Here is a 26,259-nt window from a genome sequence, read left to right as displayed (position 1 = left end):
TTTTAGTAAACCAGCGCTCGATACGTCAGACAGTATAGACAGAGCCAATACGACTTGCGTAACACACAGTAAAACAATGGGTTACTTCCTGCACCAGCACACTAATTTACTAAAAGAGCCTTACCTTAGCATCATCCTTTTTTGGCAGGTCATCTCCCTAGGGACGTAATCAAGATTACTCACTTCTGAGTACGAAAATCATGATCTGCGTCAATTTTCCCCCAAGCTGATACCTTTCAGCAGGGTTATTTCTTTGAGATTATTCCAGTGTTAAATAATTAAGTAACTATTGGAAGTGGCGCTATCATTGCTTATACAAATATTTAACATCATGAATTGATAACGTTTTGGCACAGATTTCTGGTGAAGTATGCTGATAAAAAGCGTATCTTCAGCGCGATTTTCACTGACAGTTGTCACCCCCGGGGCATACGCATAAGCGGAGCAAAATGTGATCTTATCGCTCTTTGATTTTCCTACATATTTTAAGTTTTTTATTGGTTTGTTTGCATTGGTCAACCCGGTGGGGATCATTCCTGTCTTCATTAGTATGACCAGTTACCAGACGGCGGCGGCCAGAAACAAAACCAATCTTACCGCTAACCTGTCAGTGGCGATTATTCTCCTGACCTCCCTTTATCTTGGGGATGCCATTCTTCAGGTGTTCGGTATCTCGATTGATTCTTTCCGTATTGCGGGTGGGATCCTGGTGGTCACGATCGCTATGTCGATGATCAGCGGTAAGCTGGGGGAAGACAAACAGAACAAGCAGGAAAAATCAGAAACCGCCATTCGCGAGAGCATTGGCGTAGTGCCGCTGGCGTTACCGCTGATGGCCGGTCCCGGCGCCATCAGCTCGACGATTGTCTGGGGTACGCGCTACCACAACTGGGTGCATCTAATTGGCTTTTCTGTCGCCATTGCCATTTTTGCGCTTTGTTGTTGGGGCGTTTTCCGCATGGCACCCTGGCTGGTGCGTCTGCTTGGGCAGACAGGCATCAACGTCATTACCCGTATTATGGGGTTGCTATTGATGGCCCTGGGCATCGAATTCATTGTGACCGGCATCAAAAGCATTTTCCCCGGCTTATTGCACTGACATTTCGTACGAAAGAACGGAGCCAACGGCTCCGTTTTTTTACGTGAATATCAGCAAATCATATAAATAAAGTTGAAATGCTTAACTGTCATAATAAATTCTACTAATAATGTTCAATTCTTATATTTCAACAAGTTATTAATCCCACCGTTTCCCGCCTGCACATAAAACCTGCGATCATTCTGTTATTTTACTCACACGATACTCTGGGGCTTGCTGAGTGATAACCGAAATGATATTAGTAAATTCAACGCTCCCTTAGAGAAATGTGCTAAATAATAACCAGCTGTTAAATTTTTGTACAAAATGGCGTGGTGATAGCACAGCGACGCGCTCAGAGAGATTGATTTTTCTATCGCTTTGAATGAAAAGGTTTTTCTTGTCATTTCGTGTCAGGCAGGGCTGACCTCAATGATTTAGTACACTTCGTAAAAGAGAATTGCTTAACAAATTTGCAAAATGTATTGGCGTGCGTTTACGCCTTTTGATACTTTCCGGCCTAATATTTTGCAGCATAAAACAAGAAGATGAGAATTATTTTCATATAGTCATCTTCGCAAATATCCAACACATGTCTCAGACAGGGGAGACGTGTAAAGAATCGACGCAAGACGGCCATACGAGCGGTCAGTAATAAAGAAGTCGGTGATAGCAAGAAGTAAAAAAAGAACCTGACAGCAGCAAAAAAAAACTCCTGCGCTGTACAGGCCCCAACAGGGGATTACACAGCTGGCGAAGGCCAGTAATTATAATGAGTGGAGTACCAACACAATGTCCATCATCACAAAAAAAAATCTGGTAGCGGCGGGGATTTTAACTGCGCTAATCGCGGGCAACGCTGCAATGGCTGCGGACGTGCCGGCAGGGGTAAAGCTGGCTGAGAAGCAGACGCTGGTACGTAACAACGGGGCGGAAGTTCAGTCTCTTGATCCGCACAAAATTGAGGGCGTGCCAGAGTCAAACGTCAACCGCGACCTGTTTGAAGGGCTGCTGGTTACTGACGTAGAAGGCCACCCGGCGCCGGGTGTCGCCGAAAAGTGGGAAAACAAAGATTTTAAAGTCTGGACCTTCCATCTGCGCAAAGATGCTAAATGGTCCGACGGCACACCGGTTACCGCCGAAGATTTCGTTTACAGCTGGCAGCGCCTGGCGAATCCCAACACCGCCTCTCCGTATGCGAGCTATCTGCAATATGGCCATATCGCCAATATTGATGACATCATCGCTGGTAAAAAACCGGTCACCGATCTGGGTGTAAAAGCGATTGATGCCAACACGTTTGAAGTAACGTTGAGCGAACCTGTTCCGTACTTCTATAAGCTGCTGGTTCACCCGTCTGTCTCCCCGGTACCGAAATCCGCAGTGGAAAAATTCGGGGAAAAATGGACCCAGCCTGCCAATATTGTGACCAACGGTGCTTATAAACTGAAAGACTGGGTGGTCAACGAACGTATGGTTCTGGAGCGTAACCCGCAATACTGGGATAACGCCAAAACCGTGATTAACCAGGTGACCTACCTGCCAATCTCTTCTGAAGTGACTGACGTGAACCGCTACCGCAGCGGTGAAATCGACATGACCTATAACAACATGCCGATTGAACTGTTCCAGAAACTGAAGAAAGAGATCCCGAAAGAAGTTCATGTCGATCCATACCTGTGTACTTATTACTACGAAATTAACAACCAGAAAGCACCGTTCACCGACGTACGTGTCCGTACGGCGCTGAAGCTGGCACTGGATCGCGATATCATCGTGAACAAAGTGAAAAACCAGGGCGATCTGCCAGCCTACAGCTACACCCCTCCGTACACTGACGGCATGAAACTGGTTGAGCCTGAGTGGTTCAAGTGGTCACAGGAAAAACGTAACGAAGAAGCGAAAAAACTGCTGGCCGAAGCGGGGTATACCGCAGATAAGCCGCTGACGTTTAACCTGCTGTACAACACGTCCGATCTGCATAAAAAACTGGCGATTGCCGTTGCCTCTATCTGGAAGAAAAACCTGGGCGCGAACGTTAAGCTGGAAAACCAGGAGTGGAAAACTTTCCTGGATACCCGTCATCAGGGCACCTTTGACGTGGCGCGTGCAGGCTGGTGTGCGGACTATAATGAACCGACATCCTTCCTGAATACCATGCTCAGCGACAGCTCGAACAACACGGCGCACTATAAGAGCCCGGCATTCGATAAGCTTATCGCTGAAACGCTGCAGGTTACTGACGATGCAAAACGCGCAGACCTGTACGCCAAAGCAGAACAACAGCTCGATAAAGACTCGGCAATTGTACCGGTTTACTACTACGTGAACGCCCGCCTGGTGAAACCATGGGTTGGCGGCTATACCGGTAAAGACCCGTTGGATAATATTTCCGTTAAGAATCTTTATATTATCAAGCATTAATGGCAATACGTGGGGCGGGCCTGGCTTGCCCCACTGTGTCTACTTTGTAACATTCATCAGGCACACGCCAGAAGGTACGGGCAATGTTGAAATTTATCCTGCGTCGCTGTTTAGAAGCGATACCAACGTTATTTATTCTAATTACAATTTCCTTCTTTATGATGCGTCTCGCGCCGGGAAGTCCATTCACGGGTGAACGTACGCTGCCACCTGAAGTGATGGCGAACATCGAAGCGAAATATCATTTAAACGATCCTATCTCCACGCAATACTTCAACTATTTGAAGCAACTGGCGCATGGCGATTTTGGGCCGTCATTTAAATATAAAGACTATTCCGTTAACGACCTGGTGGCGTCCAGCTTCCCGGTATCGGCAAAACTGGGTGCTGCGGCATTCTTGTTGGCCGTGGTTCTCGGGGTCACCGCAGGCGTTATCGCCGCGCTTAAACAAAATACCAAATGGGATTATACGGTAATGGGGGTCGCAATGACCGGGGTGGTTATCCCCAGCTTCGTTGTCGCGCCGTTACTGGTGATGATATTTGCCATCACGCTGAAATGGCTGCCCGGCGGCGGCTGGAACGGCGGGGCACTGAAATTCATGATTTTACCGATGGTGGCGCTTTCTCTGGCTTACATCGCCAGTATCGCGCGTATCACCCGTGGTTCGATGATTGAAGTGTTACATTCAAACTTCATCCGTACCGCGCGCGCGAAAGGGTTGCCGATGCGCCGGATTATCTTCCGCCATGCGCTCAAGCCGGCTCTTTTACCTGTGCTCTCGTACATGGGACCGGCGTTCGTCGGTATTATTACCGGTTCAATGGTTATTGAAACCATCTACGGTCTGCCGGGTATTGGCCAGCTGTTTGTTAACGGTGCCCTCAACCGCGACTATTCTCTGGTGCTGAGCCTGACGATCCTTGTGGGTGCATTGACCATTCTCTTTAACGCTGTTGTCGATGTGCTGTATGCCGTTATCGACCCGAAAATCCGTTACTAACTGGAGCACGCCATGATGTTGAGTAAGAAAAACAGCGAGGCGCTGGAAAACTTCAGTGAAAAACTGGAAGTCGAAGGGCGTAGCCTCTGGCAGGACGCCCGCCGTCGCTTTATGCATAACCGCGCAGCGGTCGCCAGTCTGGTTGTTCTGGTGCTGATCGCGCTGTTTGTGACCCTGGCGCCGATGCTGTCGCAATTCACCTATTTCGATACGGACTGGGGCATGATGTCCAGTGCGCCGGATATGGAGTCCGGCCACTACTTTGGTACGGACTCGTCCGGCCGTGACCTGCTGGTCCGCGTCGCCATTGGGGGCCGTATTTCATTGATGGTGGGGATTGCAGCGGCGCTGGTTGCCGTGATCGTCGGTACGCTCTACGGCTCGCTCTCCGGCTATCTCGGCGGGAAAGTGGACTCGGTCATGATGCGTCTGCTGGAGATTTTAAACTCCTTCCCGTTCATGTTCTTCGTGATCCTGCTGGTGACCTTCTTCGGCCAGAACATCCTGTTGATCTTCGTGGCCATCGGCATGGTTTCCTGGCTGGATATGGCGCGTATCGTACGTGGCCAGACGCTGAGCCTTAAACGCAAAGAGTTTATCGAAGCGGCGCAGGTGGGGGGTGTATCGACAGGGAATATCGTTGTCCGCCACATTGTTCCTAACGTGCTGGGCGTGGTGGTGGTGTATGCCTCACTGCTGGTACCAAGCATGATCCTGTTTGAATCCTTCCTGAGCTTCCTTGGGCTGGGCACGCAAGAGCCGCTGAGCAGCTGGGGCGCGCTGTTGAGCGATGGCGCAAACTCAATGGAAGTTTCACCGTGGCTGCTGTTATACCCGGCGGGTTTCCTGGTCGTGACCCTGTTCTGTTTCAACTTTATCGGCGATGGCCTGCGTGATGCCCTCGACCCGAAAGACCGTTAAGGAGCGCCGTCATGACAATTATTGAAACGGCAACCGCGCCACAGGCGCAACAGCGGAGTGACCTTCTGCTGGATGTAAACGATCTCCGCGTCACCTTTAAGACGCCGGACGGGGATGTCACCGCCGTAAACGATCTCAACTTCAACCTGCGCGCGGGTGAAACGCTGGGTATCGTGGGCGAATCCGGCTCCGGGAAATCTCAGACGGCGTTCGCGCTGATGGGGCTGCTGGCCGCAAACGGTGTAATTGGCGGATCCGCCAAATTCAACGGACGTGAGATCCTCAACCTGCCTGAACACGAGCTGAACAAGCTGCGTGCTGAGCAGATTTCAATGATTTTCCAGGATCCGATGACCTCGTTGAACCCGTACATGCGCGTCGGTGAGCAACTGATGGAAGTCCTGATGCTGCACAAAGGGTTGAGCAAAGCCGAAGCCTTTGAAGAGTCCGTTAAAATGCTCGATGCGGTAAAAATGCCAGAGGCGCGTAAGCGCATGCGCATGTTCCCGCATGAGTTCTCTGGCGGTATGCGTCAGCGTGTGATGATTGCCATGGCGCTGCTGTGTCGTCCAAAACTGCTGATTGCCGATGAACCGACCACCGCGCTGGATGTGACCGTCCAGGCGCAAATCATGACCCTGCTGAACGAGCTTAAGCGTGAGTTCAACACGGCGATTATCATGATCACCCACGATTTGGGCGTGGTTGCCGGTATCTGTGACAAAGTGCTGGTGATGTATGCTGGTCGTACGATGGAATATGGCAAAGCGCGCGATGTTTTCTATCAGCCTGCGCATCCGTACTCGATCGGCCTGTTGAATGCGGTGCCACGTCTTGATGCGGAAGGGGAATCCCTGTTGACCATTCCGGGCAACCCGCCAAACCTGCTGCGCCTGCCGAAAGGCTGCCCGTTCCAGCCGCGCTGCCCGCACGCGATGGAGATTTGTAACAGCGCTCCGCCGCTGGAAGAGTTTGCACCAGGCCGTCTGCGCGCCTGCTTTAAGCCGCAGGAGGAGCTGGTATGAACGCATTAGATGAAAAAAGAAATGTGCTGCTCGAAATTGCCGATCTTAAAGTGCATTTCGACATCAAAGACGGTAAACAGTGGTTCTGGCAGCCGCCCAAGACCCTGAAAGCTGTGGATGGCGTAACGCTTCGTCTGTATGAAGGGGAAACGCTGGGCGTGGTGGGTGAGTCCGGCTGCGGTAAATCGACCTTTGCGCGTGCCATTATCGGGCTGGTGAAAGCGACCGGCGGTAAAGTGGCGTGGCTGGGTAAAGATCTACTGGGGATGAAGCCCGAAGAGTGGCGCGACGTACGCAGCGATATCCAGATGATATTCCAGGATCCGCTGGCGTCCTTAAACCCGCGTATGACCATCGGTGAGATCATTGCCGAGCCGCTGCGGACCTATCATCCGAAGATGCCACGTCAGGAAGTACGCGATCGTGTTAAGGCGATGATGATGAAAGTGGGGCTGCTGCCAAACCTCATCAACCGCTATCCGCACGAATTCTCCGGCGGCCAGTGTCAGCGTATCGGTATTGCCCGCGCGTTAATCCTTGAGCCGAAGCTGATCATCTGCGATGAGCCTGTCTCCGCGCTGGACGTGTCGATTCAGGCGCAGGTGGTTAACCTGCTGCAGAAGCTACAGCGTGAGATGGGGCTGTCGCTGATCTTCATTGCGCACGACCTGGCGGTGGTGAAGCACATTTCTGACCGCGTACTGGTTATGTACCTGGGCCATGCCGTGGAGCTGGGCACCTATGATGAGGTGTACCACAATCCACTGCACCCCTACACCAAAGCGCTGATGTCCGCGGTGCCAATTCCCGATCCCGATCTGGAAAAAAATAAAACCATCCAGCTGCTGGAAGGCGAATTGCCGTCGCCGATTAATCCGCCATCAGGCTGCGTGTTCCGTACGCGATGCCCACTGGCCGGGCCGGAGTGTGCGAAAACACGACCGGTTCTGGAAGGCAGTTTCCGACATGCGGTTTCCTGCCTGAAAGTAGACCCGTTATAATCGCAAGGGCTGACATGATGTCAGCCCTTATTTTTTGCGAGGTTACCGTGTCGAGTCTATTCACCTCTGCCCGTCGGCGGCTTTATCATTTTTTATTCGATCCTAAAACGATATCCGGACGCCGCTTCGAAGGGATCTGCGGGCTGTTTGCACTCATCAGCGTGGTGGTTATTTTCTTTGAATCGGGAGCCGGGACGCAGTATCACCTGACCTATGATGAATGGCATATATTTGTCTGGATCGAACTGATTATTACCCTGGTCTTTACTGCCGAATATCTGCTGCGGGTCGTCTGCTGGCCCAACCCGGCGAGATATGTTTTCAGTTTCTGGGGATTTATCGATTTAGCCACCGTCCTGCCGCTCTACGTCATGTGGTTGTGGCCGGAGATTAGCCTGAGCTATGTCTTTGCATGGCGGGCGATGCGCGTTATTCGTGTATTACGTATTCTGAAATTGCTGCGTTTTATGCCGTCTCTGCGGGTCTTCTGGAGCGCAATAGTCAGTGCCCGGCATCAACTCATTCTGTTTTACTCGTTTATCGCGATCGTCATGATTGTTTTCGGTGCGTTGATGTACCTGATAGAAGGGCCAAAATATGGCTTCACAACGCTGAATGCCTCTGTGTATTGGGCCATTGTCACCGTCACGACCGTTGGCTACGGGGATATCACGCCGCATACGCCGCTTGGACGTATCGTCGCATCGGTGCTGATTCTGATTGGGTATTCGGTGATTGCCATTCCGACAGGTCTTATCACAACCCATATGAGCAGCGCATTTCAGAGCCGCAAACAGCAGCGAAAATGTCCGGGTTGTCACCAGGCTGAACATGAGCTTAACGCCCGCTTCTGTAACCGTTGCGGGAGTGCGCTACCGGATTAAAAAAAGGCTGCATTCGCAGCCTTTTACTATTCGCGCCAGATGATATGGCACAGCTTATGGTCTTTCTCGCGGCAGAGCAGCACGCGGGCGAAGATGTCATTAATTTCGCCACCATCTTCATCTGCCAGCCCAATCACCACTTCGGCAAAGAAGTCAGGATTGAGATCGTAATCCACGTGCTCAGCCCAGTCTTCTGCAGGGTCGAATAACTCCGCGCCGCCGCGCTCTTCGAACTGCAGATTAAAGAGGATCACATCTGCGGGATCGAGGTTATCAACCGCCAGTTCGAGAAAAATGTCATAGGCCTGCTCGAGCGTTTCGTCTTCGGTCAGGCGATTGTTCAGATCCATTTCCATGATGACTACCTGTTAAACATCGTTGGGCACGTTTTACAGCAACGGACTAAAGAAGTAAAACAGTCGTTCAGCAATTCTCTGCCACAGCGGACGTTTTACCCACAGCCGGGCATCCAGCAAACGTGAACGGGAGATATAATCGTCCTGTACCGCCGCCAGATCACCGCCGAATCCGGCATCATCAATGACCAGCGTGATTTCAAAGTTTAACCACAGGCTGCGCATATCCAGGTTTACCGTGCCCACCAGACTTAACTCACCGTCCACGAGGACGCTTTTGGTATGCAGGAGCCCGCCTTCAAACTGGTAGATTTTTACACCGGCGGCAAGCAGTTCGCTAAAGAACGCGCGGCTGGCCCAGCCCACCAGAAGCGAGTCATTCTTGCGTGGCAGAATGATGCTGACATCGACACCGCGCTGTGCTGCGGTGCAGATTGCGTGCAGCAGGTCATCGCTCGGAACGAAGTAGGGCGTGGTCATGATCAGATATTCACGCGCCGCGTAAGTGGCGGTCAGTAGCGCCTGATGGATTAAATCCTCCGGGAAACCCGGCCCGGAGGCAATGGTATGGATGGTATGTCCGCTGGCCTCTTCAAAGGGCATGATATTGCCATCCGGTGGCGGCGGGAGAATACGTTTGCCGGTTTCTATCTCCCAGTCACAGGAATAGACAATCCCCATGGAGGTGGCGATAGGTCCTTCCATCCTTGCCATCAGGTCAATCCACTGGCCGACACCCGAGTCCTGCTTGAAGAAGCGGGGGTCAACCATGTTCATGCTGCCGGTATAGGCAATATAGTTGTCGATCATGATCATCTTGCGGTGCTGGCGAAGATCCATCCGGCGCAGGAAAACGCGCAGTAAATTGACCTTTAACGCCTCGACCACTTCGATGCCGGCATTACGCATCATCCCTGCCCAGGGGCTACGGAAAAAGGCGACGCTGCCTGCGGAGTCGAGCATCAAACGGCAGTGAATGCCACGACGTGCGGCAGCCATCAGCGATTCCGCCACCTGGTCTGCCATCCCGCCGGGCTGCCAGATATAGAACACCATCTCGATATTGTGACGAGCCAGTTGAATATCGCGGATCAAGGCCTGCATGACGTCATCAGAAGAGGTCAGCAACTGGAGCTGATTGCCTTTTACCCCACCAATACCTTGTCTGAGTTCGCACAGTTTAAATAATGAGGAGGCAACGCTGCTGTTTTCTTCTGCGAAGATGTGTTTACAGGCTTTGAGATCGCTCAGCCATTTGGCGGTGGAAGGCCACATGGCCCGGGCACGCTCGGCACGACGCTTGCCCAGATGAAGTTCACCGAAAGAGAGATAGGCAATAATTCCTACCAGCGGCAGGATATAAATTATAAGAAGCCAGGCCATGGCAGAGGGTACGGCTCTGCGCTTCATCAGGATGCGCAATGTCACACCCGCGATTAACAGCCAGTATCCCAGAATGACCAGCCAACTCACCACGGTGTAGAAGGTTGTCATAGGTAAAAAAATCCTTTTGAAAGCGTATTGTTATGAGTGTACGCATCAGGAATCATCTGGCAAATAAAAACGCCAGCTAAAAGCGCTGGTTTGCTGCAGGGTTGGGTTTATAATGGCCTCTCTTTTAAAGAAAGAGTTGTAGACATGAAGCGCAGTAGAACTGAAGTAGGGCGCTGGCGCATGTTGCGACAGGTGAACCGTCGTAAGGCTCGTTGGCTGGAAGCACAATCCCGCCGCAATATGCGTATACACGCCATCAGGAAATGTGGAATGACCCGGCACCGCAATGCGTTGCTGTTCGCAGTCCAGGATTTCTGAGAACCATCAGGGCACCGCAAGGTGCCCAATGATTTTATGGCGTCTGGTTGTTGGGAATAGCGTCTTTGCAGCGCTATTCCTGTTGTGTTGAGCAAAAGGAGGGAGAAGTGTTTGCGGAGTTTGGCGTACTGAATTTCTGGACATACGTTGTCGGCGCATTTTTTATCGTACTGGTGCCAGGGCCGAATACTTTGTTTGTGCTGAAAACCGGGATTGGTCACGGCGTTAAAAAAGGGTATCTCGCCGCCACCGGCGTGTTTATCGGCGATGCCGTACTGATGTTCCTGGCCTGGGCGGGCGTTGCCGCGTTAATTCAGACCACACCGGTACTGTTTAATATCGTACGTTATTTAGGTGCTTTTTATCTGCTGTGGCTGGGCGGCAAAATGCTTTGGTCGGTCATTACCCGTCAGAATAATACGCATGAAAGCGGTACCGAGCCTGCCAGCATGATCATGAAACGCTCGCTGGTATTGAGCCTGACGAACCCGAAAGCGATTCTGTTCTACGTCTCGTTCTTTGTTCAGTTTATCGATGTGAATGCGAAGAATACCGGTACCTCTTTCCTGATCCTCGCGACCACGCTTGAGCTAATAAGCTTTATGTATATGAGCTTCCTGATCTTCTCAGGCGCTTTTGTCACACGTTATCTGAAAACGAAAAAGAAACTGGCAAAGCTGGGGAACGGCCTGATAGGACTGTTGTTTGTCGGGTTTGCGGCGCGGTTAGCATCGCTGCATTGATTGAAAGAAAGGCTCCTGAGGGAGCCTTTTTTAGTATCAGAACACTTTTTTGTACGGTCGAACCGTCACTTTCGCATAAACACCCGCAGCAACGTACGGATCGGCATCGGCCCAGGCCTGAGCGGCCTCCAGGGATTCAAACTCGGCAATCACCGTGGAGCCAGAAAAACCGGCAGCACCCGGATCGTTGCTGTCGACGGCCGGCATAGGGCCCGCAGTCAGTAAACGCCCTTCATCCTGCAGCAACTGTAAGCGTGCGAGGTGAGCGGGGCGTACAGACTGGCGTTTTTCCAGGGAATCAGCGACATCTTCAGAGTAAATCACGTAAAACACGGTGAAGCTCCTTAACCATTAAAAGTGTCAGTTACGTTATGTGAAAGGACAACTGACTGCAATGTAAAATAAAAACAATGTTAATACCCTGATCTGAATGCCTCTTTTTTGGCCTCTCCCGCGCCTAAATTGCGCCAGAACAAAGTGTCTTATTGAATATGATTGCTATTTGCATTTAAAATCAGGATTCGGTTTTTTAACGTTGATGATTATGACTTCGATGACCCTTGATTTACCTCGCCGCTTTCCCTGGCCGACGCTGCTTTCTGTCGTGATTCACGGTGCTGTCGTGGCGGGTTTGCTCTATACCTCGGTTCATCAGGTTATTGAAATGCCAGCGCCTTCGCAGCCCATTTCAGTGACGATGGTCTCGCCTGCGGATCTTGAGCCGCCGCAGGTTGCACCACCGCCGCAGCCGGTTGCTGAGCCAGAACCAGAACCTGAGCCGGTTCCGGAGCCACCAAAGGAAGCGCCGGTGGTGATCCATAAGCCAGAACCCAAACCGAAGCCTAAGCCGAAACCAAAACCGGTGAAAAAGGTGGAGGAGCGCCCTAAACGGGAAGAACGTCCGGTTGAACCACGCGCTACGCAGAGGGTAGAAAACACAGCGCCTTCGCGTCCGTTGATGAATAACACGCCCGCGACCGCAAAACCGACGCCAACCGCGCCCGCTGGCCCGCGCGCCGTGAGCCGCAACCAGCCGCAATATCCTCCTCGTGCTCAGGCGTTGCGCATTGAAGGTCGTGTGCGGGTCAAATTTGACGTCACCCCGGACGGGCGTGTTGATAACGTGGAAATCTTGTCTGCTCAGCCTTCAAATATGTTTGAGCGTGAAGTGAAATCGGCGATGCGCAGATGGCGTTATGAGCCAGGCAAACCAGGCAGTGGGTTGATCGTTAATATTGTTTTCCGTCTGAACGGCGGGGCGCAGATGGAATAAGAAAAGCCTCCGCAAGGAGGCTTTTTTATGCCTGAAGATCAGGCCTGAGGCAGCTGGCGGGGTTTGCCCTCGCTATCGACTGCCACATAAATAAACAGCGCTTCTGTTGCTTTATAACGCTGTCCAATCGGTTCAGATGAGACCTTTTTCACCCAGACTTCAATGTTAATGGAAATGGAAGTATTACCGCGCTTGACGCAGCGTGCATAGCAGCAGACCACATCACCCACCGCGACCGGGCGCAGGAAGGTCATCCCATCCACCCGGACTGTCACAACGCGACCATGCGCGATCTCTTTTGCCAGAATTGCGCCGCCCATATCCATTTGCGACATCAGCCAGCCGCCAAAAATATCGCCATTGGCATTCGTGTCCGCAGGCATTGCCAGTGTGCGTAAAACCAGTTCGCCCTGAGGGGCGTCATTTGTTGTCATTGTTTTAAACTCGTAACTGAAGACTTCAGGCGGGATGCTACTATGATTTTTGGCAGGAGAGAATAGACCAGAACGCCTGTTGTGCACGTTCTGGTCGGGGATTCATCAGTGTTTATCATCCTGCGGCATGTGCCGGTAGATATAGACACCGCTTAACAGAGTGAAGATGAGCGTCAGCGCCGTCAGGCCAAAGACCTTGAAGTTGACCCAGATACTCTGCGGCAGCCAGAAGGCGATGTAGATATTCGCCAGGCCGCAAAGAATAAAGAACAGCGCCCAGGCGATATTCAGACGGGACCATACTTCCTGTGGCAGCGTCAGCTCTTTACCCAGCATGCGCTGGATAAGTGGCTTTTTCATTACCCACTGGCTGATCAGCAATGCACCGGCAAACAGCGCGTAAATCACGGTGACTTTCCATTTAATGAATTCATCGTTGTGAAAGAACAGCGTAAGCCCACCGAACACGGCCACCAGTGCGAACGTAATCAGAGCCATTTTTTCGACTTTACGATAGCGAACCCAGCTGTAGATCAGCACAATAGCGGTAGCAACGATCAGCGCCATCGTGGCTGCATAAATGTCATACAGCTTATAAAACGCGAAAAACACGACCAGCGGTAAAAAATCAAGAAACTGCTTCATTCTGTGATTCCATCTTCTGTGTGGGGCCGGGTTTTGCGATGCACCCGGCCACAGGATTACTGACGAATTAACATATACAGGCGGAACAGATAAACCAGCAGTATCGCTGAAATCAGGTTACTCAGCGTGTTGGCTACCACCGCACCGACGTTCGGCGTTAAGACTGCAAAGTTTGGGGCAAACAGCAGCAGGAGCGTTTTGGCCAGCAGCCAGCTAATTACGGCCGGTGCCACCAGGCGCATATTGGCCCATGCCAGTTTGATGCTGCTGCGCATGGCGGTAAAGATCCCCATTTTGTCCTGCACCACCATCACCGGAGCGAACGCGAGGACGATAGCCAGCAGCACGCCTGGAACCACAACGAGCATGATCCCCATCTGCACCAGCAGGGTGGTTAAAAAGATGAGGATAAACAGCTTAGGCAATACCGGCGCGCTGGCACCGATCGCCCGTAAGGCGCTGACGCGGTGGCCTGCAGAAACCAGCTGGATCATCAGCAGAACACCGCCCGCGAGAATGGCATTGCCGATCAGTCCAGAGAAGGTCGATGCAGCAGAGGCCCGCAGCAGGATTTGCTGCTGCTCTGGCGTCATGTTTTGCACCAACTCAAACAACCCCACGCTACCTGCAAGATGGTCGCCCTGGCTCAGGCTGGCGATCTGTTCGTCACTCGGAGAGAACGCGTGACCCAGCACCACCGTAATAAAGGCGCATAACAACGCGATCAGTAAAAAGGTTACGAACTGATTGCGGAAAAAGTTTCCCGTGTCACGGTAGACAGACTTCGCCGTGATAGACATGCACTCTCCTTGAGTATTGCAGGTGTTAATTAGCCGGCAATTGTACACCGGATAACGCGGTCGTGGCAGCATCAAGGCTTGTATGGAAAAGCATATCTTTGTAAAGCGGCGGTAATCCGAAGCGCGCGCGGGCGCGATTACAGGCTTCGTTGACCTGACCCTCTTCGCCAGACATCGTAAAGTCCCGACACGGGCTGGGGCGATCCTCATAGATGGAGCAGCGGGTCGACACGCCTGGCTCGCCTTGTAACGCCACACAGCGGGCCTGCTTTTGATTCGTACCGCTCATGCAGCGCAGAAAAGGGGATAACGGTTCAGTGAGATGAACCGGAACGGTGCCGCCGCCATCGCTGGCTTCGGCCCAGTAGAAAGAGACTCGAAAATACGCACAACAGGCTCCGCACGTCATGCACGGGTTCATATCACTCATGGCACACCTGCAAAAAAGAACGCATCAAATCACATTGTGAGAGCGCTAAATTATCCAGCCGCCATTCGAAGAGCAAGAGGGGGGAAACAGAAAATTTTGTAACCGGGAAATGCCAAAAATTGACGTAAGAACAACTTTTGGCCTTACGGTGTGTCACCAAAAATTAACCCAGATCAATGAATGTTAAGTTACTGGTTTTAATGTGATCTGTGACAGATCACTTATTACTCATTTGTGAGTATATTTTCATCCGCAGCTAAAACCACAACGATGGAGCGGATATGAAAAAATTAGCGGTGGCAGCCCTTATCTTAAGCAGTCTCTCTGGCGGCGCGTATGCGCATGAAGCAGGTGAATTTTTTATTCGTGCCGGTTCGGCAACGGTACGTCCAACTGAAGGTTCTGATAACGTGCTGGGAATGGGTGGCTTTAACGTCAGCAACAATACCCAGTTAGGTTTAACATTCACGTATATGGCGACGGATAACATTGGCGTTGAGCTTCTGGCAGCGACGCCATTCCGTCATCGCGTAGGTTTAGGCCCAACCGGTGATATCGCCACGGTGCACCATCTGCCGCCAACGTTGATGGCGCAGTGGTACTTTGGTGACTCAAGCAGCAAACTGCGCCCCTATATTGGCGCGGGCGTGAACTACACCACCTTCTTTGATGAGAAATTCAACGATACCGGTAAAGAGGCCGGACTGACCGATCTCAGCCTGAAAGATTCATGGGGCGTGGCAGGACAGGTGGGGATGGACTATCTCATTAACCGCGACTGGTTAATTAACGCCTCGGTCTGGTATATGGATATCGATACCGATGTCCGCTTCAAGGCAGGCGGACAGCAACAAAGCATCAGTACCCGTCTGGATCCGTGGGTATTTATGTTCTCTGCGGGTTATCGTTTCTGATTCTACTTTCCGGGACTGGCCAGAACATGGCCAGTCTTTCTACCGGCTTACCTCTACGGTTGCCCCTCCATGTTCCAGCGGGCAGAACCCATATCCTGAAATACACGCTCGTCTGTGAAGGGCGGGAAGGTGGCCCGTGTTGCCGCGTCGGCTAAAGCCTGGCAATACGCTTTGTCTCCGCCTTTTATCTCCAGGTTCTGCAGTAGCCCGTCGACGGTAAAGTCGAGATGCATGTTGCATCGCTTACCATTCCAGGCGTGCGGATCGGTCAGCGCCGAGTCCAGCGCTTTCTTTATCGCGGCAGCCTGTTGACCATAGATATCCTTATCGGAGACTTTACCGGACTGCTTATAGGAGCACGAGTCGAGAGCGGTTTTCTTCTGACAACCTTCAGGCGCGAGAGGGGCACAGCCCGTTATTGCTGTGGCAAGGCATATCAGCATCACTACTTTTTTCATTGTTAAGTCCGTTTATCGAAATTATTTTATTGTACAACGATTTAAATAAGCCCCGGGATTCCGGGGCTTAAGTTTCTCACCAGCCTCGCTAGCGTACAACCAGCACCGGGCATTTTGCATGGCGTACCACAACTGCCGCGTTTGAACCTAAAAGGTAGGTTGTGATATCCGGTCGATGCGACGCAATGATAATGAGGTCAGCGTTGATACTGTCAGCCAGCTTCAGGATCTGATCTTTAGGCGCACCTGAAATGGCGTGTGTCTCCACACGATCGGCAGGTAAATTGAACTGCTTAACCATCTCTTTGAGCTTTGTAAGGGCTTCCTCCTGAATCTCCGCCAGCTTTGGCATTTCAACCGAATACGCCAGCCCAAGCGATGAATAGTAAGGGAAAGAAGGCACTACCGTCAGAAAATGGATTTTACCGTTACTGATTGCTGCGTTTGCCTGAACATAGGGAATCACCTGTTCGGTCAGACGACTTTCAGAGATATCGACAGGGACTAAAATTGAATTAAACATACCTCACCTCCTGTTTGTTTTTTATCCACTTTAAGTGTAGTGCTACCATTTTCAGTGGCGCTGTATTCGCCATCAAAATGGGAGGTGAGGCAGCTTTTTTGACGGGGGGACGCCCCCCGTCACCTGGCGGTTTACTTCTGGATAAGATAGCGAATGGTCGGGCCATCCTGCTGAATATCCAGTACGGTGTAACCGTGGTTTTTGGCATCCAGAGGAATGTTGTTGATGGACTGCGGGCAGTCGCTCACCACTTCCAGAATTTCCCCTTTTTGAAGCTGCGGGAGCGCTTCAAGCGTGGCGACAGCCGGGTAAGGACACGGTTCACCGACCATATCAAGGCGGTAGTCAGGCACAATCTCTTTCATGCTGCATTCTCCTGGGGTTCAGGTTTAACCGTGGCACGGCGAAAGAAGCGTTTCTCTTGCGCGACAACCAGTAAAAAAGCGACCAGCAGCAGGGCGTAGGTCACCAGCAGCCCGCCGAGCGGGCCAAACGTGCTGAGCAGATTCACCTTGTCCCAGTTCGTGGCCAGCACCGGAGACAAATCGTCCCAGTACCAGGCCAGCAGGGTGGAGCCGATGACGTTCCCCAGACCTACCCACCAGTAATGCACCTGACCTTCAACCGCGCGGTACATCCAGCCGGTTTCACACCCGCCAGCCAGTACAATTCCGAAGCCAAACAGCAGACCGCCAATCACCGCGTTCGGACCAGCCCACATGATTTTCGGCTCAACACCCAGTTGCACATAGCTGAAGATGCCAATGGCGCTTAACCGGCCTGACTGAAACAGACAGCACCGAAGCGGTACAAACTGAGCCAGGCAGTAAATCCCTGAATGAAATTATTGGGGATATTCCTGCGTTCACCGCCCGACCTGATGACCTGATTATTCCGTCATCGCGCTTTATTTCGAACGAAATTCGCCGCACAAAAGCGAAGCTGTCAAACCTGCAGCGTCTTCAGGGTGCCGTTCGGGAGCTGCGTCGCCATAAACACCTGCTGGCAGGTATCAACGATGAGTGATTTACCAAAATGCCCTGACTGCGGCCAGTCACCATCGATAAAGGTCCGTAGCCGGGGGATGAACTGGGGGTCTGCAGAAATTCGTTGTTCAAACGGATGCTCTGCCTGGCGGGTGGGATTTTCGTTCCCATCCGGCGGTGAGACGGCAGCCCGTAAAGAACTTGAGGATAAATGGCAAAAGCTGGTGGGAGGGCTTAACGATGCCAAGACCAAAAACGCATGACGAGCGCACCAGGATTATCAACCGGATTATCGAACTGGTGAAAGTGCATGGGCGCATCACTACTAAAGATGTCGTTGCGATGTTCGACCTGCATCGCACAACCGCTGAGAAATATCTCCGCACCGCTGTAGAGCAGGGCGGTCTGGTTCGTCACGGTCGTTGCGGTATTTTCCGCGATCAGCGCGCAACCATCGATTTTGACCTGAAACGTTTTTCGAGCAGTAAGACTGCGGCATGAGCAATCTCTAAGATAAAGAACCCACATTTCCTCTTAAAAATCTGCCACCTACAGTTTACTTGACTTAACTGATGGTTAGGGCTAACGTAACGATGCTGTATGTATATACAGTTGTTAAAAGCCTAACAAGGAGGAAAAAATGCCTAACGAAGATTCAATGACAGTTGACGGTAATGCAGGTAGTGGTGTCCATTGGGGTGGCGGTTCAGGGAATGGAAATGGTGGTGGTTCTGGTTCAAGTGGCGGCGCAAATGTTGCCTTGGGCGGTGTCATGGAAGTTGACTTGGGCAATGGCCTCACAATGATCGTTGAGGGGACGCATCCTATTAATCCAGGGATTGGAGGTGTTCCTTGGGCAGATGCCAAAACTAATAAGAGCGCATCAGACGCTCTCAAGGCTAGCAAGAACAAACCGGCGAAATATAAAGCCAATATAAAAAACTGGCAAGAAGGTTACAAAGGAACGTTAGATAGACCCGCGGTCAGCAAGATACTTGATAAGGGTGATATAACTGCATACGCAGTAAGATTTGGAAAAGAGATATATCAAGTTAGATATAACCGAAAAACTGACACATTCAAATCTAGTTACGCAGACGGTACTACAAGCAATCCAGATTATATTATGCATGATCAGGCTGTTGCGGTTGTTCAGCTGTACCTTCTTGATCAAAAGCAAAAAGAAGCAATCACTGTTTCTGCCGAAATTATTGTAGATGCAGGTGAAAAAATTAGTGGTAGGCTGGGCGAAAAATATAAAGTCCTGGCGCAAGGTGTGGCTAATGATATTCGTAATTTTCAAGGTAAGAAAATTCGCACCTTTAAGGAAGCGATGGCCTCCCTTGAAGCAATCACGAAAAACCCTAACATGAAATTAAGCCAGGCTGATAAAACTGCGCTGGTAAATGCTCTCAATCACGTGAATTTATCAACGCTGGCAGACCGGTTTAAAGGCCTGGAACGGGCCTTTACCTGGGCTGATAGATTGTTAAAAGCTCAAAAGATTAAAGATGGGGCTATCATTGGTATCACCACTGGGAACTGGCAACCATTGGCATTAGAAATAGAGGCGATGTATTTAAGTGGTATTGCTGGTAGTGTGGCACTCGGTATTGTTACTGCTTTGATTAGTGGATTGGCATCTCTTGTTTCTATCCCTGCTGTAGCGATCACCGCTCTTACAGTTATGGCCGTCATTGGCATAGCAATTGCTACATCATATATTAGCCCTGATAAAGCTAAAGAGCTTAACAATGCTGTAGCAGGTTTATTTAAGTAATTTTCAGATAAAGCGGGTTTATGCCCGCTTTTTGAAGTAAGGCACTCCTTTTAATGCATACAAATAAAGCATGAACATCCATATGAAAACATAGTTTGTCAAAAATAAAAGAATATAATAAATCATTAAGAAAAATTCATTCGCCGCAATTAGTCTTTTTACTCTGTATATGCTATCCGACATATTATCAATGCCAAAGTATGTTAACCAGTATACACCTGCGATGAGAATAATCATACCTGGTAGGAGTTTAAGCCAGCCCTTTAAATCATAATCCTTGAGTGTTATTTTAAGCCTGTTCCAGCATAAAACGTACATCAATATAGCAAACAGCGGGGCTATTTTAGTATATGCAGAAGCTATTGTGCTCACAACTAAATGTTGTTCTGAAAAATCACGATTATATCCTTTTGCCCATTCGTAAAGGGTCATAAGGATGGATGAATCCTTATCGCCGAAATATATGGAAAAAACTATTATTATTGGTAGTATTCCTAATATGAGCGATATGGCCGTATATCTTATAAGGGCTTTACCTTCCATTTGATTCCTCTCCATTACCATACTGTTGATACTTAATGATAACTTATTCACTCCAAATGACAAATTAACTTAAATTTATGTCCGGATGCCTGTGAACCCGGTTTCAACCTAAAAGTATAATCCCATCAACAGGTAAAAAAGTGTATCTAATGCATATGATATCAGGCGCAATTTGGCTATCAACTTTAACTGTTTGATGGCGCTGGCTTTGATAATAATTGGTTGATAATTAATCAGTTACACGCTAGGGCGTTTTTTTTGCACCCAAATTCTTGACCCTCGTTATTTTGATGATACTGTATAAATATACAGTTACTCGGCAGGGGTGATTACTATGAAAATTACATCACCAGTGGCAAATTACACAGAGCATCAGTTGCTCAGCATAAGCAGTGTATGCGGCTATGACGATAATTGCCGCACTATCGAAACCAGTGGCGGCTACGTACTCATCAATGTAAACACGAAACCCCGAACAGGTGACACCGTTCTTATTACATTCTACGGAAGAATGGACTTAGCAAAGGTACAGGGAAATGCCCTCATTACGCAGGATGGTGAGGATATCGAAGGAGATTCGCTGGATGACGTGAACATTGTTGGGGTTGTGACGCTCTTTCTTAATCGTGTCACTGAAACTGATAACAATACTGTTATTTAGAATATTATTATTGATTCCTGTGTAATGATTACCGATCGGTTAGACAGAACAATTAAGCGAAATTGCTCTGTCTAACCTATTAGACATCACGTTAGCGGAACCCTTAAAGAAATCAGCACGCAGGGAGAAAAGGACCGCCCCCGCAAGGGGAAATCCATTTTAGGGATGTGCCCATGAAATTGAATGAATTTGCCGCAGGCCTCACCAAAGACGGAATGATTGTTTTATGTCTTACTGATGGTGAAATCACTGACTACCTGGTGACCAGTAATGCCATGCGCACTCTGATTCGTCGGGACGGTGATAGGCTTTCATCCCAGGTGCTGGGTGAGGAAGACCGTATCATGAACTTAAACTCCCTGCCGCAAGCACTTAAAGTTCTCAAGCAGTAAGTGTTGATTTATAATAATCAAACGGGCTGAACACCCACTGATTACTGCGCCAACCTGAGGAATCAAAATGGCGCAGAGCATTACCCTAAACAATTCTCACCGCCCGTCTGTGTGCGGTGTTTCTGCTTATGCTGGAGGTCCAGCATGAAGAAAGCAGATAGCCTCCATCTTTCGCGTGTGGCCGCACTGGGCTGCATCGTATGCAGAAACCAGAACCTGGGCGAAACGCCTGCGGAAATCCACCACATCCGAACCGGGCAGGGCGCAAGCCAGCGCGCTGACCATCGGAAATCAATTCCCCTGTGCCATATGCACCATCGCAACGGCGGTTATGGTGTGGCGATTCATGCTGGCCGTAAGCAATGGGAGAAAAACTTCGGTACCGAGTTGCAGCTGCTGGAGCAGGTCCAGTTAGAGCTGGAGGTGTTCTATGCCTAAATACATCATCACCCCTGTCGGAAAACCCCGCATGACCCGCGCTGATAAGTGGAAGCAGCGTCCGCCGGTGATGCGATATCGCATTTTTTGCGATGAAGCCCGCCTGCACGGAATCCGGGTGCCGGAGAATGGGGCACATATCACTTTCGTTTTGCCGATGCCGAAGAGCTGGAGCAAGAAAAAACGCGCAGCTATGGACGGCCAACCACACCAGGTGAAGCCAGATATGGACAATCTTACAAAATCGCTACTGGATGCCTTGTTTGAGGATGACGCCCATATCTGGGATGCAAGGACATCCAAAGTTTGGGGCGAATCCGGAATGATAATTATCGAGGACATGAAATGAATCTTAAATTATCACTCAAACAGTTCTGCACTCAGGGTATGCAGTTCAGCGATAGCATAAATAAGACAGGATTACAGAACTATGTATGATATTAAATTGATCTTAGAGCGTTGGGGGGGATGGGCAGCTAGCGATAATTCTGGTGTGGATTACTCATCAATCGCCGCTGGATTTAAAGGGTTATTTCCCCAAACAAGCAAATCCCGGCTTTCATGCACTGATAACGATGCCCTGATTATCGAGGGATGTTTAGCTCGACTTAAAAAGCGTAAGCCTTATGAGCATTCGCTATTAGTTGCACATTATCTATATGGTATTTCAAAACGTAAAATAGCGAAAGCTTACAAGAAAGACGAGAAGCTAATACGCATAGAGATTCAGATGGCCGAAGGATTCATCGAAGGCTGTTTATGCATGTTGAACGTCAGTTTGGAAATGAATTGTTAAAGAGCCATGGCCGGTTTATCGGCCATGGCTCTTTAAATTACTTTTGAAGTTGAACAAAAGCTTCTTCAAATTCTTTTCTAATGAATCCGCGTTCTAGGTGTGCCACAGTCGCGCGTGACATAAACTGATATATCAAAGGAGGGAAGCGATTATTTACTTCTAATCTTTTGATAGCAGGATAGTTTTTCAAAATCTCGTCAGCGAAGTCATGGCCGTTTTTATCATCTTTTGGAATGAAGAATTCTTGATCACCACTGAATACTTTGCCATTTAAATATTCAATGTTATAATTTTTGGCATTTTCTCTACCCAAAATTCTTTTTGTTACATTATCAATAATGTTTTGTAAGAGAGTGTCGTCAGTTATTACTTCAGCCCAAGAATCATATTTTTCTTTATCATATTTGAAATCCTCATGCTCAATAAGGTTCTTTGCATAGTGAGCAAATATTCCAAGAGGATCGTATACGAGGTTTTCGATTGAGTAAGCTCGGTTTTTAGCGAGTACCTTTATGTCGCTGCTATGGTTTCTAGTTTTTTTATCCCAATCAATTAACCCACGCACTGTTAAGTTTCCATTTTCACGAAGGTTTTGAACCATCCCGATGACTTGTTGACAATTCCCATCACCATTTATACGTTGTATGATCCTTTCAATTTCATCATTGTCTTTAATTGATGGTTCAAGTATTTTTTTTAATTCTGACTCTGAAAATTTCTTTCCTGCACTAACAAAGGAAAGATTGATGTGTCTATCGATTCGACTGCTTCGGTTCTTTATTTGATTAAATATAAATTCGAAAATTGTATGATCGTTCACATTTTCAACGTATACTTGTCGATTGTTTACCGGGTTTATTGATATTTGACTTACACCATCTAACAATTCAGAAATAGCATTGTCCTTGCTGATATTTTTTGCAGAATAGGAATTGTTTGATATATTATGGGAGATATTTACAATTTTATCAGTTGGGCAAAGTGCAATTGTTGTTGGGGAGTGAGTGCTAAATATAAAAACTAAATTCAAAGATTGAGATAGTGCTTTTAGACAATCATAGAAATCAACAATCATTTGAGGATGCAAATGCGAATCCGGCTCATCTATTAGTATAATGGTTCTGTTGCGGAATGCATATTTATTACTGGAATATGAGTTAATGAATATTTTTTCTGCTAGCCAAAATATTATTTTCTCTCCAGAGGAGAGGTCATCTACAACTATCTTCTCTCCAGAAGAGTTAAGTACAAGGTTAGGTGAGTATTCCCATGATGAGATTTTGTCACTTGGTGGCGTGACCGAATACTTCCCTCGAAAAAGTTTTTCGATAATCTCATTAAAATAATGGTAAGGATCATGCTCTCCCAGATATAACTTTATAGCATCGTCATCAAAGAATGAGGTTTTATGATCCTGCGAATGCATGAATTTTAAAAAAAGATTTTTATTAAATGCTTGATGGTAATTTGAAACGAGTTGGCTTAAGTTTATTGGCGTCCAATTGGTCTTTCCATTTATTATTTCCTTGTTAAGTATAATTGATAGTTCAAGTTCCTCGACTCCAATATGAGTAAATGGTTTGTTAAGCGTTTTTTCGGCTCTTTCCACAATATCTCTTAGATTGATTTCCTCGGAGTCCGACATGCCTATGGTATTACCCATATGGCAATATGCAGTTATTGGAATATTTTCACTATTTGAGCATTTATCAATAATGGATAATATACTCTTGGCAAGATTAGAGGCAAATTGGCTTTGGGTATTATTCGTAAGTATTTGTGGTCTTTCTTCAGGCATGTTAAGTAAACTAACTTGCGCATTATTGATTTCGACATCATCAATGGTAACTCTTGCAGAACCATTAACTATGCTTTGTAGCAGACGAGTTTTTCCTACACCATTTTTACCAGTTATTGCACAAATAGAACCTTCAAATTGGATCTTGTCTTCAAGGTAAAAACCGCTATGTGATTTTAAGCTTTGTATTGATGTTTTCATGGCCGATACAGTTTAGTGATTCATTAAAAAATTATATCAAAAAAATCTCACGCGGTCCGCATTTTATCAGTTAATGTGGTAAGTGTAGTTCTTTCGTCACTAGCCAGGAAGCGTACACATAACCAAAAGCTAGGACATCTCTCAAGGCCTGGTAATGTCACCCTTTGTTTACTATCTACTATTCTGAGAGGATTCAAAGCAATGAAACATTGTATATATGAAAAAAACAGCGTAACAATCCATCTGCGGTGAATCCGTTTTAATCGTGAACGCATTTTAGTCAATAGCTTAGTTGCGAGTATGCGCATATCTTTCTGGCTAGGGTAGTGACAGTTGGATTGCATTCAGCACATTGACAACAACAATACAGTTTCAAATTCCTTGAGAGCCTGCCGTAAAAAGCAGGCCTTTTTTTATGAATTTGCAAACTGCTGCTACGCTTGAAATGTGTGTTGAAGGTAACTGCCTGATGGTTCTCCTGAACCGTTGTGAATCAGCCCGATACTGTCTCACTCTGGTCAGTTAGCAAAACCCACGACTACCTACCTTACTTACTAATAGTCACTCATTAGCCCGCCTTCAAAAGCGGGCTTTTTTTATCTCCCCTCAATTTTTCTGAGAGGATTCACAGCAATAACAGAGGGGGCGTAATGTCCGATCCATTAACCGGCACTGGTGCAGTTCTTGGCGGTGGCCTGCTGGGTTCAGTCCTGTACGGTGTCTTTACTCATACAGATTTCGGCGTGGTGTTTGGAGCGTTTGGTGGTGCGGTGTTTTACGTCGCGACAGCTGCAAACCTTACGCGTGCTCGCCTGGCTGCATATTTCCTTACATCATTCATTGTTGGAGTGCTTGGCGCCGGGTTTGTTGGTTCATGGCTCAATGCTGCCTCGAATTATGAAAAACCGCTGGATGCACTCGGTGCAGTGATTCTGTCTGCACTGTGTATAAAAATCCTAACTTTTCTTAATAACCAGGACCTGAACACCCTGTTCGGTTTTTTCTCACGGTTACGCGGAGGAGGGGGAAATGGTAATTGACCCGTCAGCTGTCTTTAACGCACTTATCTGCTCGGTGATCGTCGTCGTTCTGATGTTCTACCAGCGCCATGGTGCCCGGCACCGTCCTTTTATTTCAATCCTGGCGTATATAACCATCCTGGTTTACGCAGTAATCCCGTGGCAATTCATCTTCGGCCTCTATCGTGACTCCAGTTGGCTGGTGGTGGTGGCAAACCTCCTGATATGCGCAGCTGTTATGAAGGTCCGGGGAAATCTGGCACGTCTGGTTGATCTTCTGAGGCACTAATGAACCAAATACTATTTCAAAAGGCGGCTGGGATTAGCGCCGGGCTCGCTTTGCGCTGGTTTAAGCATATCGATGCTGCAATGAAGGAATTCGGCATAACCGCGCCGCTCGATCAGGCCATGTTTATCGCGCAGATGGGCCATGAGTCCGGCGGTTTCACCCGGCTGGTGGAAAACCTGAACTATGCGGCAGAAAACCTGGTACCTACGTTCGGCAAGCATCGCATTACTGCACAGCAGGCCGCCGCACTCGGCAGAACGGCAACGCAACCGGCAAATCAGAAAGCGATAGCAAATCTGGTTTATGGCGGTGAGTGGGGAAAAAAGAACCTGGGCAACCAGGTTGCTGGTGATGGCTGGAAATATCGCGGCCGAGGCCTTAAGCAAATCACCGGGCTTAGCAACTATCACAGCTGCGGCCAGGCTCTCAAACGGGATCTGGTTTCGTATCCAGAACTATTGGAACGAGATGAATACGCTGCGCGCTCCGCCGCATGGTTCTACGTCTCGCACGGATGCCTGCACCATTCAGGCGATGTGGAGCGCGTCACGCTGCTTATCAATGGCGGCCGTAACGGTCTGGATAAACGCCGTGCGCTGTTTAACCTGGCAAAATCAGTGCTGTTGTGAGG

General features: G+C 48.9%; 36 protein-coding genes and 1 pseudogene. 22 read left to right on the top strand and 15 right to left on the bottom strand.

Going from position 1 to position 26,259, the window contains the following annotated elements:
- Positions 1–270: 270 nt before the first annotated feature.
- The gene (locus tag VF709_RS00675) at positions 271–546 is read right to left on the bottom strand and encodes a hypothetical protein (protein ID WP_187170761.1); all 276 of its coding nucleotides are present in this window, start codon (positions 544–546) and stop codon (positions 271–273) included.
- Here VF709_RS00675 and VF709_RS00670 point away from each other — a divergent pair.
- The 7 genes from VF709_RS00670 (at position 452) to VF709_RS00640 (ending at position 8,337) form a co-directional block, all read left to right on the top strand.
- The gene (locus VF709_RS00670; RefSeq protein ID WP_038419826.1) at positions 452–1,099 is read left to right on the top strand and encodes a YchE family NAAT transporter; all 648 of its coding nucleotides are present in this window, start codon (positions 452–454) and stop codon (positions 1,097–1,099) included. The genes VF709_RS00675 and VF709_RS00670 overlap by 95 nt on opposite strands.
- 771 nt (positions 1,100–1,870) lie before the next feature.
- Positions 1,871–3,502 (top strand): oligopeptide ABC transporter substrate-binding protein OppA, encoded by a 1,632-nt coding sequence (oppA, locus tag VF709_RS00665; RefSeq protein WP_038419823.1) that lies wholly within the window; start codon positions 1,871–1,873, stop codon positions 3,500–3,502.
- A gap of 83 nt (positions 3,503–3,585) precedes the next feature.
- Positions 3,586–4,506 (top strand): oligopeptide ABC transporter permease OppB, encoded by a 921-nt coding sequence (oppB, locus tag VF709_RS00660; protein ID WP_013096271.1) that lies wholly within the window; start codon positions 3,586–3,588, stop codon positions 4,504–4,506.
- 12 nt (positions 4,507–4,518) lie between these two features.
- Entirely contained in the window at positions 4,519–5,427 is a 909-nt protein-coding gene (gene oppC, locus VF709_RS00655; protein ID WP_013096272.1) for an oligopeptide ABC transporter permease OppC, read from the top strand.
- Positions 5,428–5,438: 11 nt separating this feature from the next.
- On the top strand, positions 5,439–6,452 hold the full coding sequence (locus VF709_RS00650) for an ABC transporter ATP-binding protein (protein WP_013096273.1): 1,014 nt from the start codon (positions 5,439–5,441) through the stop codon (positions 6,450–6,452).
- The gene (gene oppF, locus VF709_RS00645; RefSeq protein WP_020690924.1) at positions 6,449–7,453 is read left to right on the top strand and encodes a murein tripeptide/oligopeptide ABC transporter ATP-binding protein OppF; all 1,005 of its coding nucleotides are present in this window, start codon (positions 6,449–6,451) and stop codon (positions 7,451–7,453) included. The genes VF709_RS00650 and oppF overlap by 4 nt, the downstream gene beginning before the upstream one ends.
- A 14-nt stretch (positions 7,454–7,467) precedes the next feature.
- Entirely contained in the window at positions 7,468–8,337 is an 870-nt protein-coding gene (locus VF709_RS00640; protein ID WP_013096275.1) for an ion transporter, read from the top strand.
- A 26-nt stretch (positions 8,338–8,363) separates the two neighbouring features.
- Here VF709_RS00640 and VF709_RS00635 read toward each other — a convergent pair whose 3' ends face one another.
- Together VF709_RS00635 and cls are read right to left on the bottom strand one after the other, a co-directional pair.
- On the bottom strand, positions 8,364–8,693 hold the full coding sequence (locus VF709_RS00635; RefSeq protein ID WP_013096276.1) for an HI1450 family dsDNA-mimic protein: 330 nt from the start codon (positions 8,691–8,693) through the stop codon (positions 8,364–8,366).
- 33 nt (positions 8,694–8,726) lie between these two features.
- Positions 8,727–10,187 (bottom strand): cardiolipin synthase, encoded by a 1,461-nt coding sequence (gene cls, locus VF709_RS00630; RefSeq protein WP_020690926.1) that lies wholly within the window; start codon positions 10,185–10,187, stop codon positions 8,727–8,729.
- A gap of 144 nt (positions 10,188–10,331) precedes the next feature.
- Here cls and VF709_RS00625 point away from each other — a divergent pair, with 144 nt between their 5' ends.
- Positions 10,332–10,505: a YciY family protein gene (locus VF709_RS00625; protein WP_086528096.1), complete on the top strand. Its 174-nt coding sequence runs from the start codon at positions 10,332–10,334 to the stop codon at positions 10,503–10,505.
- 107 nt (positions 10,506–10,612) lie between these two features.
- Positions 10,613–11,248, top strand: coding sequence for a leucine efflux protein LeuE (leuE, locus tag VF709_RS00620; protein ID WP_013096278.1), 636 nt, complete (start codon positions 10,613–10,615; stop codon positions 11,246–11,248).
- A 36-nt stretch (positions 11,249–11,284) separates the two neighbouring features.
- Here the strand turns inward: leuE and VF709_RS00615 are convergent, their stop codons facing one another.
- Complete coding sequence (locus VF709_RS00615) at positions 11,285–11,581, bottom strand: YciI family protein (protein ID WP_013096279.1); 297 nt, start codon at positions 11,579–11,581, stop codon at positions 11,285–11,287.
- Positions 11,582–11,801: 220 nt separating this feature from the next.
- Between VF709_RS00615 and tonB the strand changes: the two genes are divergently transcribed.
- The gene (gene tonB, locus VF709_RS00610; protein WP_023620261.1) at positions 11,802–12,521 is read left to right on the top strand and encodes a TonB system transport protein TonB; all 720 of its coding nucleotides are present in this window, start codon (positions 11,802–11,804) and stop codon (positions 12,519–12,521) included.
- Between the two features lie 38 nt (positions 12,522–12,559).
- Here the strand turns inward: tonB and yciA are convergent, their stop codons facing one another.
- The 4 genes from yciA to VF709_RS00590 form a co-directional block, all read right to left on the bottom strand.
- Complete coding sequence (gene yciA, locus VF709_RS00605; protein ID WP_013096281.1) at positions 12,560–12,955, bottom strand: acyl-CoA thioester hydrolase YciA; 396 nt, start codon at positions 12,953–12,955, stop codon at positions 12,560–12,562.
- A gap of 105 nt (positions 12,956–13,060) precedes the next feature.
- The gene (locus VF709_RS00600; RefSeq protein WP_038419778.1) at positions 13,061–13,600 is read right to left on the bottom strand and encodes a septation protein A; all 540 of its coding nucleotides are present in this window, start codon (positions 13,598–13,600) and stop codon (positions 13,061–13,063) included.
- Positions 13,601–13,656: 56 nt separating this feature from the next.
- The gene (locus VF709_RS00595) at positions 13,657–14,400 is read right to left on the bottom strand and encodes a YciC family protein (RefSeq protein ID WP_013096283.1); all 744 of its coding nucleotides are present in this window, start codon (positions 14,398–14,400) and stop codon (positions 13,657–13,659) included.
- 25 nt (positions 14,401–14,425) lie between these two features.
- Positions 14,426–14,830: a YkgJ family cysteine cluster protein gene (locus tag VF709_RS00590; RefSeq protein WP_013096284.1), complete on the bottom strand. Its 405-nt coding sequence runs from the start codon at positions 14,828–14,830 to the stop codon at positions 14,426–14,428.
- Positions 14,831–15,111: 281 nt separating this feature from the next.
- Between VF709_RS00590 and ompW the strand changes: the two genes are divergently transcribed.
- Entirely contained in the window at positions 15,112–15,744 is a 633-nt protein-coding gene (gene ompW / locus VF709_RS00585) for an outer membrane protein OmpW (RefSeq protein ID WP_013096285.1), read from the top strand.
- 53 nt (positions 15,745–15,797) lie between these two features.
- Here ompW and VF709_RS00580 read toward each other — a convergent pair whose 3' ends face one another.
- The 4 genes and pseudogenes from VF709_RS00580 to VF709_RS00565 all read right to left on the bottom strand — a co-directional run.
- Complete coding sequence (locus VF709_RS00580; RefSeq protein ID WP_038419776.1) at positions 15,798–16,202, bottom strand: cell envelope integrity TolA C-terminal domain-containing protein; 405 nt, start codon at positions 16,200–16,202, stop codon at positions 15,798–15,800.
- A gap of 88 nt (positions 16,203–16,290) precedes the next feature.
- Positions 16,291–16,725 carry a universal stress protein UspF gene (gene uspF, locus VF709_RS00575; RefSeq protein ID WP_038419774.1) on the bottom strand — a complete coding sequence of 145 codons (435 nt, stop codon included), beginning with the start codon at positions 16,723–16,725 and terminating at the stop codon, positions 16,291–16,293.
- A gap of 131 nt (positions 16,726–16,856) precedes the next feature.
- Positions 16,857–17,090, bottom strand: a complete 234-nt coding sequence (gene yedF / locus VF709_RS00570; RefSeq protein WP_013096288.1) for a sulfurtransferase-like selenium metabolism protein YedF — start codon at positions 17,088–17,090, stop codon at positions 16,857–16,859.
- Positions 17,087–17,500, bottom strand: a pseudogene (locus VF709_RS00565) (YeeE/YedE thiosulfate transporter family protein); the annotation flags it as partial. The gene yedF and the pseudogene VF709_RS00565, both read right to left, overlap by 4 nt.
- 5 nt (positions 17,501–17,505) lie before the next feature.
- Between VF709_RS00565 and VF709_RS00560 the strand changes: the two are divergent.
- The gene (locus tag VF709_RS00560) at positions 17,506–17,751 is read left to right on the top strand and encodes a DUF1627 domain-containing protein (protein ID WP_440231015.1); all 246 of its coding nucleotides are present in this window, start codon (positions 17,506–17,508) and stop codon (positions 17,749–17,751) included.
- Here VF709_RS00560 and VF709_RS00555 read toward each other — a convergent pair.
- Positions 17,671–17,958 (bottom strand): hypothetical protein, encoded by a 288-nt coding sequence (locus VF709_RS00555; protein ID WP_440230643.1) that lies wholly within the window; start codon positions 17,956–17,958, stop codon positions 17,671–17,673. The genes VF709_RS00560 and VF709_RS00555 overlap by 81 nt on opposite strands.
- On the opposite strand from VF709_RS00555, the gene VF709_RS00550 reads away from it, so the two are divergent.
- Together VF709_RS00550 and VF709_RS00545 are read left to right on the top strand one after the other, a co-directional pair.
- Positions 17,952–18,212, top strand: a complete 261-nt coding sequence (locus VF709_RS00550) for a DUF977 family protein (RefSeq protein ID WP_151348039.1) — start codon at positions 17,952–17,954, stop codon at positions 18,210–18,212. The genes VF709_RS00555 and VF709_RS00550 overlap by 7 nt on opposite strands.
- A 139-nt stretch (positions 18,213–18,351) precedes the next feature.
- On the top strand, positions 18,352–19,491 hold the full coding sequence (locus tag VF709_RS00545) for a colicin-like pore-forming protein (RefSeq protein WP_248089830.1): 1,140 nt from the start codon (positions 18,352–18,354) through the stop codon (positions 19,489–19,491).
- Positions 19,492–19,509: 18 nt separating this feature from the next.
- On the opposite strand, the gene cui is transcribed toward VF709_RS00545, so the two are convergent.
- Positions 19,510–20,034, bottom strand: coding sequence for a colicin immunity protein Cui (gene cui, locus VF709_RS00540; protein WP_308926410.1), 525 nt, complete (start codon positions 20,032–20,034; stop codon positions 19,510–19,512).
- A 334-nt stretch (positions 20,035–20,368) separates the two neighbouring features.
- On the opposite strand from cui, the gene VF709_RS00535 reads away from it, so the two are divergent.
- The 5 genes from VF709_RS00535 (at position 20,369) to VF709_RS00515 (ending at position 22,321) form a co-directional block, all read left to right on the top strand.
- Complete coding sequence (locus tag VF709_RS00535; protein WP_248056567.1) at positions 20,369–20,695, top strand: hypothetical protein; 327 nt, start codon at positions 20,369–20,371, stop codon at positions 20,693–20,695.
- Positions 20,696–20,868: 173 nt separating this feature from the next.
- Positions 20,869–21,087 (top strand): hypothetical protein, encoded by a 219-nt coding sequence (locus VF709_RS00530; protein WP_114518993.1) that lies wholly within the window; start codon positions 20,869–20,871, stop codon positions 21,085–21,087.
- A 144-nt stretch (positions 21,088–21,231) separates the two neighbouring features.
- Positions 21,232–21,525, top strand: coding sequence for a Ref family recombination enhancement nuclease (locus tag VF709_RS00525; RefSeq protein WP_248056565.1), 294 nt, complete (start codon positions 21,232–21,234; stop codon positions 21,523–21,525).
- Positions 21,518–21,874 carry a RusA family crossover junction endodeoxyribonuclease gene (locus VF709_RS00520; protein ID WP_440230641.1) on the top strand — a complete coding sequence of 119 codons (357 nt, stop codon included), beginning with the start codon at positions 21,518–21,520 and terminating at the stop codon, positions 21,872–21,874. The genes VF709_RS00525 and VF709_RS00520 overlap by 8 nt, the downstream gene beginning before the upstream one ends.
- Before the next feature lie 81 nt (positions 21,875–21,955).
- Positions 21,956–22,321, top strand: coding sequence for an antiterminator Q family protein (locus VF709_RS00515; protein WP_248056561.1), 366 nt, complete (start codon positions 21,956–21,958; stop codon positions 22,319–22,321).
- Positions 22,322–22,358: 37 nt separating this feature from the next.
- Here VF709_RS00515 and VF709_RS00510 read toward each other — a convergent pair whose 3' ends face one another.
- Positions 22,359–24,320: an AAA family ATPase gene (locus VF709_RS00510; RefSeq protein ID WP_440230639.1), complete on the bottom strand. Its 1,962-nt coding sequence runs from the start codon at positions 24,318–24,320 to the stop codon at positions 22,359–22,361.
- Between the two features lie 650 nt (positions 24,321–24,970).
- On the opposite strand from VF709_RS00510, the gene VF709_RS00505 reads away from it, so the two are divergent.
- Genes VF709_RS00505 through VF709_RS00495 form a run of 3 tightly spaced genes read left to right on the top strand, consistent with a single transcriptional unit; the run spans position 24,971 to position 26,257 of the window.
- A complete protein-coding gene (locus tag VF709_RS00505) occupies positions 24,971–25,360 on the top strand; it encodes a phage holin family protein (RefSeq protein WP_063453571.1) in 390 nt (129 codons plus the stop codon).
- Complete coding sequence (locus VF709_RS00500; protein ID WP_440230638.1) at positions 25,350–25,628, top strand: phage holin family protein; 279 nt, start codon at positions 25,350–25,352, stop codon at positions 25,626–25,628. The genes VF709_RS00505 and VF709_RS00500 overlap by 11 nt, the downstream gene beginning before the upstream one ends.
- Entirely contained in the window at positions 25,628–26,257 is a 630-nt protein-coding gene (locus tag VF709_RS00495; protein WP_440230637.1) for a glycoside hydrolase family 19 protein, read from the top strand. The genes VF709_RS00500 and VF709_RS00495 overlap by 1 nt, the downstream gene beginning before the upstream one ends.
- Positions 26,258–26,259 lie beyond the last annotated feature (2 nt).

This window comes from Enterobacter sp. Lyrl_3 (assembly GCF_051948675.1).
In the GTDB taxonomy this organism is placed as follows: Bacteria; Pseudomonadota; Gammaproteobacteria; order Enterobacterales; family Enterobacteriaceae; genus Enterobacter; species Enterobacter cloacae.
Note: the sequence above shows the minus strand (reverse complement) of the source record. Positions and strands in the feature narration are given on the sequence as shown.

What these genes read in the sequence shown, in the direction of transcription:
- VF709_RS00675 (WP_187170761.1), bottom strand. Translation starts at nt 546, where the DNA reads ATGAAGACAGGAATGATCCCCACCGGGTTGACCAATGCAAACAAACCA.
- oppA (WP_038419823.1), top strand. Translation starts at nt 1,871, where the DNA reads ATGTCCATCATCACAAAAAAAAATCTGGTAGCGGCGGGGATTTTAACT.
- oppB (WP_013096271.1), top strand. Translation starts at nt 3,586, where the DNA reads ATGTTGAAATTTATCCTGCGTCGCTGTTTAGAAGCGATACCAACGTTA.
- oppC (WP_013096272.1), top strand. Translation starts at nt 4,519, where the DNA reads ATGATGTTGAGTAAGAAAAACAGCGAGGCGCTGGAAAACTTCAGTGAA.
- VF709_RS00650 (WP_013096273.1), top strand. Translation starts at nt 5,439, where the DNA reads ATGACAATTATTGAAACGGCAACCGCGCCACAGGCGCAACAGCGGAGT.
- oppF (WP_020690924.1), top strand. Translation starts at nt 6,449, where the DNA reads ATGAACGCATTAGATGAAAAAAGAAATGTGCTGCTCGAAATTGCCGAT.
- VF709_RS00640 (WP_013096275.1), top strand. Translation starts at nt 7,468, where the DNA reads ATGATGTCAGCCCTTATTTTTTGCGAGGTTACCGTGTCGAGTCTATTC.
- VF709_RS00635 (WP_013096276.1), bottom strand. Translation starts at nt 8,693, where the DNA reads ATGGAAATGGATCTGAACAATCGCCTGACCGAAGACGAAACGCTCGAG.
- cls (WP_020690926.1), bottom strand. Translation starts at nt 10,187, where the DNA reads ATGACAACCTTCTACACCGTGGTGAGTTGGCTGGTCATTCTGGGATAC.
- VF709_RS00625 (WP_086528096.1), top strand. Translation starts at nt 10,332, where the DNA reads ATGAAGCGCAGTAGAACTGAAGTAGGGCGCTGGCGCATGTTGCGACAG.
- tonB (WP_023620261.1), top strand. Translation starts at nt 11,802, where the DNA reads ATGACCCTTGATTTACCTCGCCGCTTTCCCTGGCCGACGCTGCTTTCT.
- yciA (WP_013096281.1), bottom strand. Translation starts at nt 12,955, where the DNA reads ATGACAACAAATGACGCCCCTCAGGGCGAACTGGTTTTACGCACACTG.
- VF709_RS00600 (WP_038419778.1), bottom strand. Translation starts at nt 13,600, where the DNA reads ATGAAGCAGTTTCTTGATTTTTTACCGCTGGTCGTGTTTTTCGCGTTT.
- VF709_RS00595 (WP_013096283.1), bottom strand. Translation starts at nt 14,400, where the DNA reads ATGTCTATCACGGCGAAGTCTGTCTACCGTGACACGGGAAACTTTTTC.
- VF709_RS00590 (WP_013096284.1), bottom strand. Translation starts at nt 14,830, where the DNA reads ATGAGTGATATGAACCCGTGCATGACGTGCGGAGCCTGTTGTGCGTAT.
- ompW (WP_013096285.1), top strand. Translation starts at nt 15,112, where the DNA reads ATGAAAAAATTAGCGGTGGCAGCCCTTATCTTAAGCAGTCTCTCTGGC.
- VF709_RS00580 (WP_038419776.1), bottom strand. Translation starts at nt 16,202, where the DNA reads ATGAAAAAAGTAGTGATGCTGATATGCCTTGCCACAGCAATAACGGGC.
- uspF (WP_038419774.1), bottom strand. Translation starts at nt 16,725, where the DNA reads ATGTTTAATTCAATTTTAGTCCCTGTCGATATCTCTGAAAGTCGTCTG.
- yedF (WP_013096288.1), bottom strand. Translation starts at nt 17,090, where the DNA reads ATGAAAGAGATTGTGCCTGACTACCGCCTTGATATGGTCGGTGAACCG.
- VF709_RS00550 (WP_151348039.1), top strand. Translation starts at nt 17,952, where the DNA reads ATGCCAAGACCAAAAACGCATGACGAGCGCACCAGGATTATCAACCGG.
- VF709_RS00545 (WP_248089830.1), top strand. Translation starts at nt 18,352, where the DNA reads ATGCCTAACGAAGATTCAATGACAGTTGACGGTAATGCAGGTAGTGGT.
- cui (WP_308926410.1), bottom strand. Translation starts at nt 20,034, where the DNA reads ATGGAAGGTAAAGCCCTTATAAGATATACGGCCATATCGCTCATATTA.
- VF709_RS00535 (WP_248056567.1), top strand. Translation starts at nt 20,369, where the DNA reads ATGAAAATTACATCACCAGTGGCAAATTACACAGAGCATCAGTTGCTC.
- VF709_RS00530 (WP_114518993.1), top strand. Translation starts at nt 20,869, where the DNA reads ATGAAATTGAATGAATTTGCCGCAGGCCTCACCAAAGACGGAATGATT.
- VF709_RS00525 (WP_248056565.1), top strand. Translation starts at nt 21,232, where the DNA reads ATGAAGAAAGCAGATAGCCTCCATCTTTCGCGTGTGGCCGCACTGGGC.
- VF709_RS00520 (WP_440230641.1), top strand. Translation starts at nt 21,518, where the DNA reads ATGCCTAAATACATCATCACCCCTGTCGGAAAACCCCGCATGACCCGC.
- VF709_RS00515 (WP_248056561.1), top strand. Translation starts at nt 21,956, where the DNA reads ATGTATGATATTAAATTGATCTTAGAGCGTTGGGGGGGATGGGCAGCT.
- VF709_RS00510 (WP_440230639.1), bottom strand. Translation starts at nt 24,320, where the DNA reads ATGAAAACATCAATACAAAGCTTAAAATCACATAGCGGTTTTTACCTT.
- VF709_RS00505 (WP_063453571.1), top strand. Translation starts at nt 24,971, where the DNA reads ATGTCCGATCCATTAACCGGCACTGGTGCAGTTCTTGGCGGTGGCCTG.
- VF709_RS00500 (WP_440230638.1), top strand. Translation starts at nt 25,350, where the DNA reads ATGGTAATTGACCCGTCAGCTGTCTTTAACGCACTTATCTGCTCGGTG.
- VF709_RS00495 (WP_440230637.1), top strand. Translation starts at nt 25,628, where the DNA reads ATGAACCAAATACTATTTCAAAAGGCGGCTGGGATTAGCGCCGGGCTC.